Genomic DNA, 15,234 nt, shown 5'->3' on the forward strand with positions numbered 1-15,234 from the left:
TCTTTCTCTACGATTCAAGGGCGTTCTCATGCTACCCGCTGCTCGGATGTGCTCTGAATCGCAAATGAGGCAGACCTGTTCAGGAGCTGGGGTAGTTTTTATACGATTGATCTCTAATAAGGGTAGATACCTACATGCGCGAGCGACTGTTTCACGAGGAGGTGGCATATTTCAATCAAAAGTTCGCCGAGGCGGTCGAGGAGAAGTTACGGGCCTGCCACAACGAGATCATGTACGATGCGCTCACTTACATCAAGGATACGGGCGGGAAACGGCTGCGACCGATAATCTGCCTCCTTGCAGCAGAGGCAGTGAGCGACTCACGTGAAAAGGCGCTCTCAACGGCGATCGCCATCGAGCTGCTCCATAATGCTTCGCTCGTCCACGATGATATCATCGATGAGAATGTCATCAGGCGTAAGAACCCGTCCAATCCCGCACGGTACGGTGAGAAGAAAGCGATCGTCATCGGTGATCTCCTGTTCGGCCTCTCCTGTGAGATGCTCTCGCGGTGCGGTGTGCCCAAGGTCGTCGGGCTGGTCTCGAGTGCCGTGGCCGATATCGCGATGGGCCAGTACCTGGAGTTCATGTTGCGGAACTTACAGGAGGCCTCGGAGCACTCATACCTTGAGGTTGCTACCTTAAAGACCGCGGCAACGTTCCGCGCGAGTGCCGAGGCTGGCGCGGTGCTCGGTGGGGGGACCGCAGTCGAGATCGAGCGCCTCCGCGAGTATGGCCACAATCTGGGAATCGCGTTCCAGATTCAGGACGACATCCTTGATATCTGCGGGGAGCCCGAGAAGACCGGAAAGCCGGTGGGCCTGGATATCAAAAATGGCGAGCGAACGCTCCTCGTTATTCACGCGTTGCATCACACAACCCAGCAGGATCAGGAGTACATCAGATCGATCCTCTTCCACAAGCGTGATCCCGAGACCATTGCTATTGAACGGGTGCGCGATATCCTGATCGAGTCCGGTTCGATCGAGTACGCGCTACAGCGCTCTGCGGTGCTCGTCAACCGTGCCCGCGACTGCATTGAGGGACTCAAAGAGTCTGAGGCGAAGCAGAAACTCCAGTTCATTGCAGACTTCTCGCAAAAGCGGATCACCCAGTACGTCCTGAACACCGTTTAGCCGTTCCTGCACGCGGCACCGGTACGGGTTCTTTTCGTGGGTGGCATGCGTGTGTATTGTGTGCTGGGGTGAAAAAACCGAAAGCTTTTTAAACAGTTAGCTAAAACGTTGATTCCATGAGTGGAGAAATGTTATTGCTATCAGCTCTTGCAGGTGTCGCTGTGATCTTCGCTTTAGGGGTATTGGTGAGTAAGGACAACTTCTATTCCGCGCTGTTCATGTCCGTAACACTGGTTCTGGTGGCTACAGTCTACGCGTTCTTTGATCTCCAGCCGGTATTCGTGCTGATCGTGTTCATCTTCGTCGGCGCGATTGGCATTGTAACCGTAGCACTCGCTGCGACCTATAGATCGGCGCCTGAACGGCAGTTCTCCGGCCTGTGGGCCGTGCCGGTCGCGATCGCGACGGTCATCATCGCCGGTTCGATCTTTATGGCCCGTCCGCAGCCAGCAGTGCCAGGCGCGATTGAGTTTGATCTGGCGCAGTTCATACCCCAGACCGAATACCTCCTCATTGTGGTATTGCTGGTCTCGCTCGTGGTCCTGCTCCTGCTCTCGATATTGGAAATAGGTGTAGGGAGGAGAAGTTGAATGCCAACCATGGATGTGATGAGTATATCGATACTCTATGCGGCGTCGTTTGCGATCTTGTTCGTGGGCTATCTTACCGCGCTCTCGAGCAAGGATGTGGTCAGACTGCTGATATCGCTGGAGATGATGTTCGGTGCGGTGTTCTTGGCATTGCTGCCGCTCTTTTCCGTGGCTCATCTGGTCGATGAGGCATTTGCTGTTGCGCTCGTTACGATCTTTGCGAGCAGCGGTGAACTGCTGATCCTCATCGCGGCCATTGCTATCATGGATCGGCAGAAGAAGAGCATACGGACAAGCGCGGTGACCATAGGAGGGGATAAGCTATGATCGGCACGTATTTACTGATTCTCCTGCTCCTGCCGCTCCTGGCAGCGATTATCGCGCCCTTCCTGAAGCCTAAGGCCGCCACGTACCTCACCGCCGTGTTCTTCCTTCTCCCCTTCTTCATGATCCTTTACTGCGTGCTCATCGGGTATCAAGGCGAGCAATATCTGGCTTCATTCTCTGCCCCTATTGGTGAAATGTATCTCGGTTTTGACTTCATTTCTCATGCGTTCGGGCTCACGATCTGTATTGTTTCCGCTATGATTGCTCTGTTTGCGTTACCGTATATGAAGCACCGGTTCGAGGAGATGAAGCTGGGCGTGGAGAGCGAATTCAGGAAATATATCTTCCTCTATGATCTTTATGCGGCCTCGATGCTCTGGCTCGTGTACAGTGGCAATCTCATCCTGCTCTACATCTTCCTCGAGATTGCGCTGATCACTGCGTTCCTCCTCATTTACTTCTATGGCTATGGCAACAAGCAGTGGGTGGGCCAGTTATACCTGATCTGGAGCTTAGTCGCCGGTGTGCTGACCCTGGCCGGACTTTTGATCATCGGGATCACCAATGATACGCTCGCGCTCAAAGCGCTTATGGCGCCCGGGGTGACGGTGAGCATGGCTGCGTGGCTCTTCATCTTCTTCGGGATGGTGATCGAGCTGCCCGTTTTGGGCCCGCACGTCTGGCTGCCGTGGGCGCACGCAGAGGCGCCGACGCCGTTGAGTGCGCTCTTAAGCCCCCTAACCGTGGGGCTGGCCGGGTACGTCCTGCTCAGAATAGCCCTGATCGATTACTCGTTCTTCGAAGATTACCGCATGGTCATACTCGTTTACGCGATCATCTCCAGTATCTACGCGGGCTTCTCGGTCTTCAAGCAGACGGACTTCAAGCGGCTCCTGGCGTATTCCACGGTCTCGCAGATGGGTTATATACTCGCTGCGCTGTGCCTCGGGCCGTTCGGGCTCGTGGGCGTGGTTATCCAGTACATGTCCCATGCGTTCGGCAAGTCAATCCTCTTCAGTAGCGCGGGCGGAGTAATCGCCGTGCATCACGGTCTCCGTGACCTGACGAAGATGGGTGGCCTGCACGACTCAATTCCGACGATCTCCAATGCGGCCGTCATGGGGTTCCTGAACCTTGGCGGCATCCTGACAATCGGCATGATCGGTGAATTCTTCATTTTACGGGGTGTTGCGGAAACGTTCCTGAAGCCCGAATCTGCGGCATACCTTGGCTGGACTGGCGGTCTGGCCATCTATCTCGCCATGATCCTGATGTTCATCCTCTCGGTCTGGTACGGGTTCTACACGATCCGCAAAGTCTTCTACGGGAAGCCCAAGAGCAGAGTACGGCTGGAGATCAGCAGTTACCTCTATCTCCCGCTCTATGTCATCGGAATCGTTTCGATAATGCTGGTCTTCCCGCCCTGGTCAACAGAACTGATACCAGGGATTCTGGAGGTGATCAGTAAATCGGTCATTTTAGGAGGGCTGCTACCATGAACGAGTGGATCGTTTTTCTGCTGCTTTTCCTTGCGCCCGTGATCGCGAGCGTGCCCATTGCGCTGGCCTACAAGAGCAAGGCGCTGACTGAGAAGCTACCGGTTCTCTCGGTCCTCGGGATCTTCGTCTCGGTCATCATGAGCCTGTACATCCTCCTGACCTTTCCGGAGAACACGCAGTACAGCTATCCCTGGATACCCGAACTCGGGATCAACTTTGTCTTCATGGTTGATTACCTGAGCATGTTCATGGGCGTGGTCACGGCTCTGATCGCGTTCTTCATCGGTATCTACGGTCTGGATTATATGAAGGGGGATTACCGACCGAGCTGGTACTGGTTCTTCTTCAACCTGTTCACGGCATCGATGCTGCTTGTGGTCTATAGTGACAACCTGTTCCTGCTCTTCGTGGGCTGGGAAGGTCTGGGCGCGGCCTCGTGGGGACTGATCGGGCACTGGTTCCGCGATGACGATGACATCGCCTACGTGGGTCGCGAGGGGCGGAAAGTAGGACCACTGTTGCTGCACTGGCCACCGAGCTTCGGTGGGTGGCGCGCGATCTCAACGATCCGGTTCGGAGACGTTCCGATGTTCTTCGCGCTCGGCGCGATCTGGGCACTGGCGGTCAATGAGCTCGGCGAGCCCACGCTGAATATATCAGAGATCGCCTGGGGCAGCTTGTTCACCACGATCGGTGCAGCGGGGACCATTATTCTCTTCGTTGCGCTGCTTATGGGCCTGTTCACGAAATCGGCGCAGGTCCCGTTCTGTGAATGGCTGATGACCGCGATGACCGGTCCCACAACGGTGAGCGCGCTCCTCCACAGTGCGACGATGGTGGCAGCCGGTGCGTTTGTCTTCATCAAGTTAACGTGGTACATCCAGCCGTGGCACCTGCATGGCGTGCCGGGACTGGAGTTCGTGTACACGTTTGTCCTCTTCATCGGGCTGCTCTCAGGCTTGTACGGCGCGCTTGCAGGCTCAGGCATGCATGAACGGAAGGTGTTGCTGGCCGCGTCGACGATGTCCAGTATTGGCCTGATGTTCGCCGCAGCCGCCGCATCATTCTGGATCCACGAGGAGGTAGCGCATATGAATCTCGCACTGCTCGTGGCGTTCTGGTACATGGCGGTGCATGCGTTCGCAAAGGCGAGCCTGTTCCTCGTGGCCGGGCATTTGATCCACGCGACACACAGCAGGTTCCTGAACGGCGGTCGCGAGTTCGCCAGGAAGATGACACCGGCATTTATCGTGACCATCATTGCGACCACGTTCCTTGTGGGCATGCCGCCGCTGACCGCGTACTGGGTAAAGTCAGGCATGGACGAGGTGATGGAGCTGCTGCATCATCACTTCGGGCTCATCCCGATCGTCTTGCTCGTGCTCACCTCGCTGGTCTATGCGGGCGTGCTCGCGAAGTTTCTCAGCTTGAACTTCCTCAAGGGCGAGAAGCCGCATCACGAGCATACCGAGGGCGGCACGCTGATGAAGGTGGGCTATATCCTGATGGTCTCCGTGCTCTTCGTCTTGATCGCCCTGATCTTTATCCGTGAGGAGGCGGCAGGCTTTGTGCACGCAGGATTCGTGGAGACCTCGATCATCGTCGGCCTGCTCATATTTCTCGCGTACATTGTGGGGTTGGCGAAGCCGCAGATCGCTGTGCTCTCGAAGCTTGGCACCTTCTTCAGCGACCGGATGTATCTACCATTCCTCAACGACTACATCGTGCCGAAGATCGGCTTCGCGATCGCAGCCTTCGTGCAGAACTACGGGAACAGGGCAATTGACGGGTTCTTCAATACGAGGGTGATACCGGGCCTCTTCAAGGGTATCTCTCGTGGCATCCGTGGCATTCAGACCGGGTTACTGAGTAGATACGTGAATATCGTGCTCGGGCTCGTGCTGGTGCTGCTTATCTTATTCTCCGTAGGAGGGGTGTGGCTATGAATGGATTAACGTTGACAATGCCGATAGCGATGATCCTGGGGGCGATCGTGATCTTAACGTTGTGCGCGGCACTCTCCGTAAAGTACCGTGATGTGGGACTTATTGGAGCGATCGTGGCGATTCTGCTTGGATTCGTTGCCGTGACGAGTGCGAATCCCGAGCTGATCTATTACAGCGCGTTCGTGCTCGCCATCAGTCTCATCAACCTTGCCTCGCTCAAGACGATCAAGAGCGTGATCCAGGGCGTGGATTTCTGCCTGGTGGGGCTAATGGCACTCGTTACCCTGTATATCTTCTCCACCCAGGATCTCGCGCTGATCCTGGCCGCGTTCGTGCTCGTTTCCGTGCCCACCTACATCCTCGTGATGGCACGTGAGCGGGGCGCGAACGTCGAAGTGGGTATCAAGTACATCACCTTCATGGTGCTGGCGACGATCCTCTTCTTGATCGGTGCGATTCTCCTGGTGTACACGAAGAACGCGTACAATGATCTGCTGTATATACTGGGATACGTGATGCTCGTGCTGGGTCTGAGCATCGAGGTGGGTGTGGCACCGCTCCACGAGTGGGTGCCGGACGTCTTCTCGAGCGCGGATCCGATTCCGCTCTCGATTATCGCATCGCTTGCAAAGATCGTGCCGTTCGTGATTGCGTTAAAGATACTGCTGTCCACCGTGGGTCCGCTGACCGTTACGCTGAGTCTCTTCACGGCTGTACTGGCGGCGATCTCGATGTTCACGGGTAACATCGGCGCGTTGACCTCGAAGGAGCCGGCACGTGTGCTCGCTTACTCGACCGTGGCGAACATGGGGTACGTGCTGGCCTGTTTGGTGGTGATCGCGAAGCCGGAGTTCTTCTATTTCGCACTGACCGGCGCGCTGCTCATGCTTTTCGCCAATGCCGCCGGCAAGATCGGGTTCTTCAATGCGATCAAAAACAGGGGCGCGTTCTCACCACTGCTGTATCTGCTCGCCTTCTCGTTCATCGGGCTCCCGCCGCTGATGGGCTTCTGGGGAAAGCTGTTCATCCTTTTCAGCTTGATCAAGGCCGAGTACGTCTGGTTGGTCGCGCTCATGGTGATCAATTCCGCGATCTCAGTTCCTTATTACCTGCGGCTAGCGCGTGAACTCGGTGTGGGCTGGAAAGCCAGTCTCACCGATTTCATCTGCATCGCGACGGTGATTCTCATCGTGGTGACGTTCTTACCCGACTGGTTCTACAAAGGAATGGAGGTAATTGCCCAGACGGTAAGCATAGCAATTTAGGAGGAGTAAAGAGAGATGATAGAGAACGTACTGATAATCGTGGTTTTGATCGTGGTGGCGGTGTTCATCGACGCTGTGCTGCTCTTACTGGTGAAGGTGTTACCGAGATATAACCTCACGGAGATCAAGACGATGCGGTGGGAGGCAGGCAATCCACCTCTGGAGTTCCCGAAGTACACGCTCCCCATGCAGTATTTCGGGTATATGTTCCTGTTCATGGCGGCTGAGCCGATCGTGGTACTACTCCTGCTCTTCTCGGCGCATCCGAGTCTCAGCTTTACGCTGCTCTTACTGCTCTCGCTCGTGCTCCTGCTGCCTGCGGTGTACGTGGGCTATGGACTAACGCGGGAAATGGAGGCGGCGTGAAGTTACTAGGAGCTAATGGAAGAGAGGTGACGTGAGAGAAAAATGGAAAACCCAAATGCGCATATAGATTTCCTTGAGTCGGGGCCGCTGGCGCCCTTCAAGAAGTGGTCGGCGAAGTGGAGTCTGTGGCCTTGCCATTTCATCACCTCGTGCTGTGGTGTTGAGCTTGCCCATGCCTTTGCGTGCGGCTATGACGGTGAGCGCCTGGGGACCTTGAACCTGGGCATTGCACGGCAATCGAACTTCATCATCATTGAAGGCACGATCTCCCGTAAGATGGCACGCGCGCTACAGTTCGTCTACGGGCAGATGCCCGACCCGAAGTTCGTGAATGTTATTGGCGCGTGCGGCGAGCGAGGCGGCATATTCTGGAACAGTTACAACATTACGCATCCGTCGGACATCGTGCCGGTGGATTTCTTCGTCCCGGGCTGTCCAATAACGCCAGAAGGTCTGCTCCGGGGCGTACGAGCGCTCCAGGACAAGATCATCGGTTTGGACAAGACCACGATCCAGTATAAGAAAGTGGAGCTCCCGCTCGTGGAGCAGCTGGAGGAGCGGATGGTGCCCACCTCGCCGAAGCGGTTCACGCAGACGCCGGAGATCAGGGTGGACCTTGCGAGCAGAGTCGAGTGGGCCACCGGCAAGGAGTTCGTGCGCGAGCTGGAGAAAGAGCTGAAGGGCTTGATCGAGGCAGTAACGATCACTGATATGAACCGAATAGCGGTGCGAACGACACCGGAAAACCTGATGAAGGTTGCGCGGAAGCTGAAAGAGGAGCTGAAGTTCGACCATGTGAAGAGCGTGAATGCGATTCAGGTGCCACACGAGCGGAAGTTCATCATCGAGTACGTGGCCTCGAGTTACACGCGCGAGGAACTAATGCCGGTGCTCGTCACGATCTTCACCGAGATCGAGGCAAAGGATCCGAAGATCACGAGCCTGAAATCGATCTGGGAGAGCGTGAATTACTGTGAACGCGAGCTGCACGAGTTCTTTGGTGTCTGGTTCGAGGGTAACGATTGGATGGGTAAGAAGTTCCTGCTCGCGCCCGACACGCCGGATCTTCCGCTACGGAAGGAGTTCAAGCTCCCAGAGGAGCGGTACGCCTTTGAGAAGGGTGTCGAGCCGGAGTTCATGGTCCCGATCGAGCCGCCGAAGGATCTTTACACGCCCATCTGGCAGGAATTTATGGACATTGCGCACGCGAGCGATGAGATCGTCGTGCCTATTGGTCCGCATCACGCGGGAAGCGGCCATCTCCGGGTGACCTTCAGGGTGAAGGGTGACCGGATCGTGGACGCGATCCCGGAGCCGGGCTTCGTGCATCGGTCGATGGAGAAGCTCGCGGAGACCAAGCTGTACATCCAGAACATCCCGCTATTCGAGCGGCTCGCGATCAACGACCCGGTGAATATGAACCTCGCGTATGTTCGCGCGATCGAAAACGCTCTGAAGCTCGAGGTGCCGGAACGTGCGAAGTATCTGCGCACGATCCTGTGTGAGCTCTCGCGGATCGAGGCGTTCTATTACGATTCAGGCATCTTCTCGCTCTTCTTCGGGCACACCACGGGCTTCATGTACTGCATGGCGATCAGGGAGATGATCATCGAGGCCATGGTGCAGGTCTCAGGGTCCCGGAGTGGACCTTCGTTCATCATGCCCGGCGGCTTGCGGCGCGATATCTCCGAGCCGGTACTTGATCTGATCGATAACATGACCTTCGCGCTGAACAAGCGGATGAAGAAGTTTGAGAAGATCTTCGTTTACAATCCGGTAACGGTGGCCCGTGCGAAAGGCGTGGGAGTGCTTACGAAGGAGGATGCGATTCGCTGCGGCATGGTTGGGCCGTTTGCTCGCGCCTCGGGCATCAACTACGATATCCGTAAGGTCGCGCCGTACGATGCTTATGATAAGGTCGACTTTGAAGTTACGACCGGAGATGACGGTGACTGTCTTGGGCGGTTCCTTGGCAGGTTGGAGGAGATCAGGGAGAGCATCAAGATAACGAAGCAGGCGGTGGACGCGGTGCGTGAGATCAAAGGCCCGATCCTGAGCGAGGCGCTCATCAACGAGTATCCGGAGGCTGCGCAGAACATCCGCGGCAGCTTCTACCGTGTCTTTGGCGATCTCGTGCTACCGAAGGGCGAATGGACGACCCTGACCGAGGCGGGCAGGGGCACGACTCTTTTCACGCTGATCAGCGATGGTGAGTCGAACGTTCCGTACCGCGTGCGGGTGATCAGTCCCTGCTGGATGAACCTGCGGGGGTTCATGGAGGCGACGAAAGGAGAGCGCTATGCGGACTTCTGGGCGGTGTATGGCAGTTTCGGCTACTTCCCGCCGGAGGCGGATAGGTAGTTAGGAGGAGAGGTGAGGCAAAAGAAATGATCGATATAAGCGGGCTCATAAGCACGATAATCAACAACCCGATAAATATACCACTACTGTACATAATCTACGAATTCTTATTGAAGATCCCGGTAATCGGGAGTATCGTTTCGTTCCTGCTGAGCTTCCTGCCCATCTACGGTGTGCCGATCATAAAACTCCTGATAGGATTTGTGCTCTGGAAGCCGATGTGGATACTCCTGATAATTCCGGGATTTGCCACGCTCGGTACGATGCTGCTCATCCTGCCGTGGCTGGAGCGTAAGCTCGTGGGTCGGATGCAGTGGCGTGTGGGGCCGCGGGAGATCGCACCACGCACGCGTGGCAGCATACAACTGCTCGCCGATTCGCTCCGGTTCCTCTGCCAGGAGGTGATCATCCATAAAGAGGCGCATCGCCTGTACTTCCTGCAGTTCCCGTTCCTCTACTTCCTGCCCGTGCTCCTCCCGCTCTTGTTCATTAACGCGGGCGCGCCGGGCGCACCGCTCGTACCCATTGAGTCGCCGTACGCCTTGCAGATCATGATCGGATTGATCAGCTTCATGCCGGTCTTTATCATGGGTGTTGGCTGGTCGGCGAATAACCGATTCGCGTTCATCGGCACGATACGCGAGGCATTCATGTACTTTGCTTACGAGATTCCGTTCATTCTGGTGATTCTCGCAATGATCGTGCTCTATGGCACGTCGAACACCGTTGATGTCATTAGCGCCACGAACCAGGGCGCATGGTGGAACTGGGGCATAGTGCTCAATCCGCTCGCCGCGCTTACGTTCTTCATCGCGACCGTGATGGCCACCGCGCGACTCCCCTTCGAGATCCCGGAAGCGGATCAGGAGCTGGCCTTCGGGCCGTTCATCGAGTATTCCGGGATTGCCTTCGGGCTCGCGTACGTGATGGCGTACGAGAAGATGTATGTGCTCGGTGCGATTATGACGATGCTCTTCTTCGGTGGTGGCAGTGGCCCGTACATACCGATCGTGAGTCCGCTGCTCGGCGACGTGATGTATGGTGTCTGGTTCGTCATCAAGACTTTGATCATACTGCTGGTGATGGTCAACTTACGCGGGGTATATTCGCGGTACCGAATTGACCAGGCGTTGAGTATCGGCTGGGGCACCATGCTGATCTTCGGCATTGTGGCGGTGCTCTGGTCACTGGTATTGGGAGGTATCCTATGAAGAAAGTAGCAACACCGGACTACAAGATCACGGACAAGCTGAAGACGCATGCAGCGGCGCTGGGCACGGCGGCGAAGGAAGTGGCGCTGCCACTGAACGTAACGACGCACTATCCCCGGGAGCGTAAGAGACAGCCGGACTGTTTCCGCGGCTTCATGCTCTTCGATCCTGAGCGCTGCATCAGTTGTTTCCAGTGCTCCTTTGTCTGCCCTGCGAACGCGATCTGGATGAATGAAGCGCCGAGTAAGCGGTATTACCCGACCGTGGATCACGGCAAGTGCATTTACTGCCATTTCTGCGTGGACACCTGCCCCGGCGGCGCGTTACGGGAGACGAAGATCCACGATTTCGCCTACCGGACGATGGATGAGATGCTGGCGATGACGGAGGATATGATCGAGCCGCCGGAGATCATTCGTGAGGACAAGGTGGTCGTGGATTACGTGATTGACAAAGAGGATCTCACGTTGCGGCGCACAAAGGAAGTAGATAATCTGGTTCCCGAGGTCTGTGCGATGCAGGGCGTCCCGATGCTGAGCATCTGCATCGACCGCGCCAGCTGCATCGCCTGCAAGGTCTGTGAGCGAGTCTGTGAGAGCGGTGCGGTCCGGGCGGTGACGGATGAGGCGACGATGACCGTGAAGATGTCAATCGACTCGCAGAAGTGCACCGGCTGCGGCCTGTGTGTTAAGGAATGCTCAATGCAGATTTTACAGCTGGTGAGGAAGTGAGGAGGGGGAGAGAGATGGCAGCCGAAACGGAAAAGGGCGAACTGGAGTGGGAGGTAAAAATCCCGCAGAAGAAGTATAAGGAGCAGTTGTTTTACGTGAATCTCCGGGACGTGGTGATCGAGCCGCAGCTGTGCAGCCGGTGTTTGACCTGCGTCTCGATCTGCCCGAGCGGGCTTATTGTCAACGAAGAGGATAAGGTCGATTTCCCGAACTACGAGGAGAAGTGCCTCGATTGCGGTGCCTGCGTACGCGTCTGTCCACGGTACGATTACGAGCCAAAGAGCGGTCTGGGCGAGTATCTCGAGTTCACCGCGGGGAAGTCAAGACGGTTCACGGGCCAGGACGGTGCGATGGGCACGGAGTTCATCATGTCTGCTATGAATATGGGCCTGATCGACCGCGGTCTCTTTGTGAATCGTGACGAAGCGTGGCGTACCGCTGTCTTCCACGTGCGTAACCCTGACCAGCTTCATCGTTTGCCACTGGGCGGGACGAAGTACGTCTTTGCAGATGTTCTTCCGGAGTTAAAGAAGGCGGTGATGTTCTCGAAGAAGGGCGTTGGCGTCGTTGGCACGCCCTGTATGGTCTCGGGTGTGCGGAAGCTACAGGAGGAGTTCCCGGTTTTCAAGGAGAAAGTGAAGCTCGTGATCGGGCTGTTCTGCACGGAGAACTTCCATTACAACGAGGTCTCGAAGTATCTGAAAGAGAAGGGCGTGGACTTCTCCAAGCTGGTCAAGACAGACATCATGAAGGGGAAGTTCGTGGCGACGATGACGGATGACGAGGTGAAGTTTAAGGTCAGTCAACTCTCCGGTATTCTGCCCAGCGGCTGTAACGTCTGTACGGACTTCACCGCGGTTGAAAGCGACGTGAGTGTGGGTAGTGTGGGCAGTGCCGCGGGTTTCTCGACCGTGGTGGTCAGAACGGAGGTGGCGAAGAAGGTCTGGGATTACATCAAGCAGTCGGGGAACGCGGAGGTTGGCGAAGGCAAGGTAGAGGAGCTGGATTACCTGATCGGGCACAAGAAAGAGCGATTGAAGAACATCCCGGGCTACGGGCCAGCGGCGGCAGAAGAGGAGAAAGGAACGGGGGAATAAGACTCAAATCATTCTCTTTGTTGCTGGAAGAATCAATCAGTCGGGATTTTGCGCGCGGAGTTCACAGACCCGCCCGACATAGGTGCCATCGAGCAGATAGACCTCCATCGATCCTGGTCGGAGCAGCTTCGAGGCTACGGGGCCCAGCAGCTCACGGGTCGAGTTATTGAAGGCGATGCCGCCGCAGAGCTCGTTGAATGCGGGCATGATGATGACCCCCGGAGCGTGCTCGCGAGGCAGTACTACGTCCGGATAGCTCTCATCAATCTTTTCCGGTTTGCACTGCGCGCGAATCCAGACAGGCTTCATGCTTGAGTACGGTGAGCTTGAACTGGTCAGCCGTATCCGGGGATGATTGTGCCCGATAATGATGTAGTGGGCGGTGAACAGTTCCTGCGCGGGCCACGAATGCCCGTGTGTGTACCCGACGTGATCGAAGAGGAAGCCCCTGGTGCTCTTAACGGCGATCTCGTTCTTCGGGTTCCAGTCCGGCTCGGTGACATCGGCAATGATCCGGTCGAGGTAGCCGTCGTGGTTCCCTTTCACGATATAGACCGGCGCGTAATCCGCGAGCTGTGCGAGGAAGAAGGGCACCTCCGAACGATCCGTGTAGGAGATCTGCGGTACCGCATGCTTCACGTCACCCAGCAGGATGATCACATCGGGCTTCTCCGCTTGCACGCACCGGATCGCGTGCTCGAGCAACTTCTCGGTCTGGCTGCCGATATTGATGCCCTTCTGCCTGAACTCGGACTCGATACCGAGATGGAGATCGGCCAGAACCAGGGCGCGGTGCTCGAACTCGACGAGGAGTGCGGGCTCGTCAATGAGCGGTTTGAGCGTTGGCTTCCTCTTCATGCCTGCTATTCCTTAGGGTTGCGAGTATGAATAGCCTATCACTAACAAGGAGCACGAACGCGCAAAATAACTATTTCTATGAACCGGTATAACCACACAATAACGAGAAGCGAACAAACAAACAAACAAACAAACAAACAAACAAACAAACAAACAAACCAACTATCGAAAAACCGCTTATGAAACTACTCAAACGGAAATTGAAGACGAAAGAAACGGAAACGGGCGGCAAACGGCCTGAGGGTGAGGTATCGGTCGTGCCTGAGTCGTTAGACGATCTGTGGCATTTGAAGCACGTGATCGAGCCGGGCGACCTTGTGTATTCGTTGACCTACCGGAAGCTGGAGGAAGCGACCGATAAGGTGCGACCAGACAAGGCGGCGAAGAAACCGGTCCGGCTGGGCATCCGAACGGACGCGGTGGACTTTCACAAGTTCTCGCGCCGGTTACGGATCAAAGGCGTGATCGAGCAGGGCCCAGAGACCGAGCTGGGCTCCTTCCATACCTTCAATATCGAGCCGGGCACCCAGCTCTCGGTGGTGAAGGTGTGGAAGGAGCATCACCTCAAGCGGTTGCGGGAGGCTGAGAAGGCGTTTGCGACGACTGAGGTGCTTGTGGTGACGGTGGAGGAAGGTGAGGCGGTTGCCGGTGTCGTGCGGCAGTATGGCATGGACGAATTGTTCTCGCTGCGGTACGGATCAGGCAAGGGCATGGAGCAGGCGGGTGGCGGTAAGCAGGAGTTCTTTGGTGAGCTACTGGGTAACGTGCAGAATGCGCTGCAGACCACGAAGGCGGATGCGGTGATCATCGCGGGTCCGGGCTTCGTGAAGGACGATTTCTTCGCCTTTTTACGTGAACGGGATGCTGGGCTCGCGGAGAAGACGCGGATCGAGCAGGCGTCGTCAGTGGGTGTCTCGGGCTTCCTGGAGGTCTTGAAACGGGGCGCTGTGGAACGTCTGAAGAAGGAGGAGCGGTTAACGAAGGAAGTAACGCTGCTCGATCGGTTAATGGAAGAGATCAGTAAGGACGAAGGCGGTAAGGCGGTATATGGCAAGGCGGAGGTGCAGAAGGCGCTACTGTGTGGCGCGGTCGAGACCCTACTGGTGAGCGATGAGAAACTGATGCGGACACGGATGGTCGAGGAAGGCGAGGCAGGCGAGCAGGAGGCTGAGGAGATCGATGAGCTGCTTGAGGCTGCGGAACGGCAGCGGGGTGAGGTAGTGATCTTTAGCACGGAGTTCGAGCCGGGCAAACGGCTCAACGGCCTGGGCGGGATCGCGGCGCTTCTGCGGTTCGGGATCAGCTAATTGACTCACTCGAAATCGCCCATATCATCATCGTATCGAGATGCGCTCAACTGATGAGCTGAGCGGAAAAAACGATACGGACAGTGCATAAGAATGAGTGCCCCAGTCGGGAATCGAACCCGAATGCTGGGCTCCGCAGGCCCAGCGGATATCCTTTACCACACTGGGGCATTCGAATCTCTAACTTGCTACAACCTGCACGAAGACCTCGCGCCGGCGTGGCCCATCGCACTCAACGAAGAGGATGCTCTGCCAGGTTCCGAGCGTCATCGCGCCGGTTTCGATCGGGATCGAGACACTGGAGCCGAGCAGAACGGCCCGGAGATGTGCATGCGCGTTACTGTCGATGCGATCATGGAGGTAACCCTTGCCGCGCGGCACGAGCTCATCCAGCAACCGCAGGATGTCGCTCCGCAAGCCGGGCTCGTTCTCGTTGATGACGATCCCGGTGGTCGTATGCCTGGAGAAGACGACGCAGATCCCTGAGTCCACACGTTTCGCGCGCACGATCTGCTGTACCTCGTCCGTGATATCGATGAG

14 protein-coding genes, 1 tRNA gene and 1 pseudogene are annotated in these 15,234 nt (G+C 56.5%); 13 read left to right on the forward strand and 3 right to left on the reverse strand.

The window, feature by feature from the left end; all coding sequences use genetic code 11:
* Nucleotides 1-134 precede the first annotated feature (134 nt).
* From ENN68_00345 to ENN68_00400, 12 genes and pseudogenes are all read left to right on the forward strand, one after another.
* Entirely contained in the window at nt 135-1,136 is a 1,002-nt protein-coding gene (locus tag ENN68_00345; GenBank protein ID HDS44550.1) for a polyprenyl synthetase family protein, read from the forward strand.
* A gap of 116 nt (nt 1,137-1,252) precedes the next feature.
* A complete protein-coding gene (locus tag ENN68_00350) occupies nt 1,253-1,726 on the forward strand; it encodes a hypothetical protein (protein HDS44551.1) in 474 nt (157 codons plus the stop codon).
* Complete coding sequence (locus ENN68_00355) at nt 1,727-2,053, forward strand: F420H(2):quinone oxidoreductase (protein HDS44552.1); 327 nt, start codon at nt 1,727-1,729, stop codon at nt 2,051-2,053.
* Entirely contained in the window at nt 2,050-3,552 is a 1,503-nt protein-coding gene (locus ENN68_00360; GenBank protein ID HDS44553.1) for an NADH dehydrogenase, read from the forward strand. Before ENN68_00355 ends, ENN68_00360 begins: the two co-directional genes overlap by 4 nt.
* On the forward strand, nt 3,549-5,498 hold the full coding sequence (locus ENN68_00365; GenBank protein HDS44554.1) for an NADH-quinone oxidoreductase subunit L: 1,950 nt from the start codon (nt 3,549-3,551) through the stop codon (nt 5,496-5,498). Before ENN68_00360 ends, ENN68_00365 begins: the two co-directional genes overlap by 4 nt.
* A 17-nt stretch (nt 5,499-5,515) precedes the next feature.
* Nucleotides 5,516-6,763, forward strand: a complete 1,248-nt coding sequence (locus ENN68_00370; protein HDS44555.1) for an NADH-quinone oxidoreductase subunit N — start codon at nt 5,516-5,518, stop codon at nt 6,761-6,763.
* Between the two features lie 15 nt (nt 6,764-6,778).
* The gene (locus ENN68_00375) at nt 6,779-7,129 is read left to right on the forward strand and encodes an NADH-quinone oxidoreductase subunit A (GenBank protein HDS44556.1); all 351 of its coding nucleotides are present in this window, start codon (nt 6,779-6,781) and stop codon (nt 7,127-7,129) included.
* A 42-nt stretch (nt 7,130-7,171) separates the two neighbouring features.
* Nucleotides 7,172-8,236 (forward strand): annotated as a pseudogene (gene nuoB / locus ENN68_00380) (NADH-quinone oxidoreductase subunit NuoB).
* A gap of 30 nt (nt 8,237-8,266) precedes the next feature.
* Nucleotides 8,267-9,490 (forward strand): NADH-quinone oxidoreductase subunit D, encoded by a 1,224-nt coding sequence (locus ENN68_00385; GenBank protein HDS44557.1) that lies wholly within the window; start codon nt 8,267-8,269, stop codon nt 9,488-9,490.
* 26 nt (nt 9,491-9,516) lie between these two features.
* On the forward strand, nt 9,517-10,701 hold the full coding sequence (gene nuoH, locus ENN68_00390; GenBank protein HDS44558.1) for an NADH-quinone oxidoreductase subunit NuoH: 1,185 nt from the start codon (nt 9,517-9,519) through the stop codon (nt 10,699-10,701).
* Nucleotides 10,698-11,432, forward strand: a complete 735-nt coding sequence (locus tag ENN68_00395; protein ID HDS44559.1) for a 4Fe-4S dicluster domain-containing protein — start codon at nt 10,698-10,700, stop codon at nt 11,430-11,432. The genes nuoH and ENN68_00395 overlap by 4 nt, the downstream gene beginning before the upstream one ends.
* 14 nt (nt 11,433-11,446) lie before the next feature.
* On the forward strand, nt 11,447-12,529 hold the full coding sequence (locus tag ENN68_00400) for a 4Fe-4S dicluster domain-containing protein (GenBank protein ID HDS44560.1): 1,083 nt from the start codon (nt 11,447-11,449) through the stop codon (nt 12,527-12,529).
* A gap of 36 nt (nt 12,530-12,565) precedes the next feature.
* On the opposite strand, the gene ENN68_00405 is transcribed toward ENN68_00400, so the two are convergent.
* Complete coding sequence (locus ENN68_00405; GenBank protein ID HDS44561.1) at nt 12,566-13,387, reverse strand: metallophosphoesterase; 822 nt, start codon at nt 13,385-13,387, stop codon at nt 12,566-12,568.
* Nucleotides 13,388-13,566: 179 nt separating this feature from the next.
* Between ENN68_00405 and ENN68_00410 the strand changes: the two genes are divergently transcribed.
* Nucleotides 13,567-14,694: an mRNA surveillance protein pelota gene (locus ENN68_00410; protein ID HDS44562.1), complete on the forward strand. Its 1,128-nt coding sequence runs from the start codon at nt 13,567-13,569 to the stop codon at nt 14,692-14,694.
* Nucleotides 14,695-14,792: 98 nt separating this feature from the next.
* Here ENN68_00410 and ENN68_00415 read toward each other — a convergent pair.
* Nucleotides 14,793-14,864, reverse strand: a tRNA-Arg gene (locus ENN68_00415).
* Between the two features lie 10 nt (nt 14,865-14,874).
* Nucleotides 14,875-15,234: YjbQ family protein (locus tag ENN68_00420; GenBank protein ID HDS44563.1), on the reverse strand; the 360-nt coding region annotated here is incomplete at its 5' end.

This window comes from Methanomicrobia archaeon (assembly GCA_011049045.1).
GTDB lineage: Archaea > Halobacteriota > Syntropharchaeia > Alkanophagales > Methanospirareceae > JACGMN01.

What these genes read in the sequence shown, in the direction of transcription:
- ENN68_00350 (HDS44551.1), top strand. Translation starts at nt 1,253, where the DNA reads ATGAGTGGAGAAATGTTATTGCTATCAGCTCTTGCAGGTGTCGCTGTG.
- ENN68_00360 (HDS44553.1), top strand. Translation starts at nt 2,050, where the DNA reads ATGATCGGCACGTATTTACTGATTCTCCTGCTCCTGCCGCTCCTGGCA.
- ENN68_00365 (HDS44554.1), top strand. Translation starts at nt 3,549, where the DNA reads ATGAACGAGTGGATCGTTTTTCTGCTGCTTTTCCTTGCGCCCGTGATC.
- ENN68_00400 (HDS44560.1), top strand. Translation starts at nt 11,447, where the DNA reads ATGGCAGCCGAAACGGAAAAGGGCGAACTGGAGTGGGAGGTAAAAATC.
- ENN68_00410 (HDS44562.1), top strand. Translation starts at nt 13,567, where the DNA reads ATGAAACTACTCAAACGGAAATTGAAGACGAAAGAAACGGAAACGGGC.
- ENN68_00375 (HDS44556.1), top strand. Translation starts at nt 6,779, where the DNA reads ATGATAGAGAACGTACTGATAATCGTGGTTTTGATCGTGGTGGCGGTG.
- ENN68_00395 (HDS44559.1), top strand. Translation starts at nt 10,698, where the DNA reads ATGAAGAAAGTAGCAACACCGGACTACAAGATCACGGACAAGCTGAAG.
- ENN68_00405 (HDS44561.1), bottom strand. Translation starts at nt 13,387, where the DNA reads ATGAAGAGGAAGCCAACGCTCAAACCGCTCATTGACGAGCCCGCACTC.
- nuoH (HDS44558.1), top strand. Translation starts at nt 9,517, where the DNA reads ATGATCGATATAAGCGGGCTCATAAGCACGATAATCAACAACCCGATA.
- ENN68_00355 (HDS44552.1), top strand. Translation starts at nt 1,727, where the DNA reads ATGCCAACCATGGATGTGATGAGTATATCGATACTCTATGCGGCGTCG.
- ENN68_00385 (HDS44557.1), top strand. Translation starts at nt 8,267, where the DNA reads ATGGTCCCGATCGAGCCGCCGAAGGATCTTTACACGCCCATCTGGCAG.
- ENN68_00370 (HDS44555.1), top strand. Translation starts at nt 5,516, where the DNA reads ATGCCGATAGCGATGATCCTGGGGGCGATCGTGATCTTAACGTTGTGC.
- ENN68_00345 (HDS44550.1), top strand. Translation starts at nt 135, where the DNA reads ATGCGCGAGCGACTGTTTCACGAGGAGGTGGCATATTTCAATCAAAAG.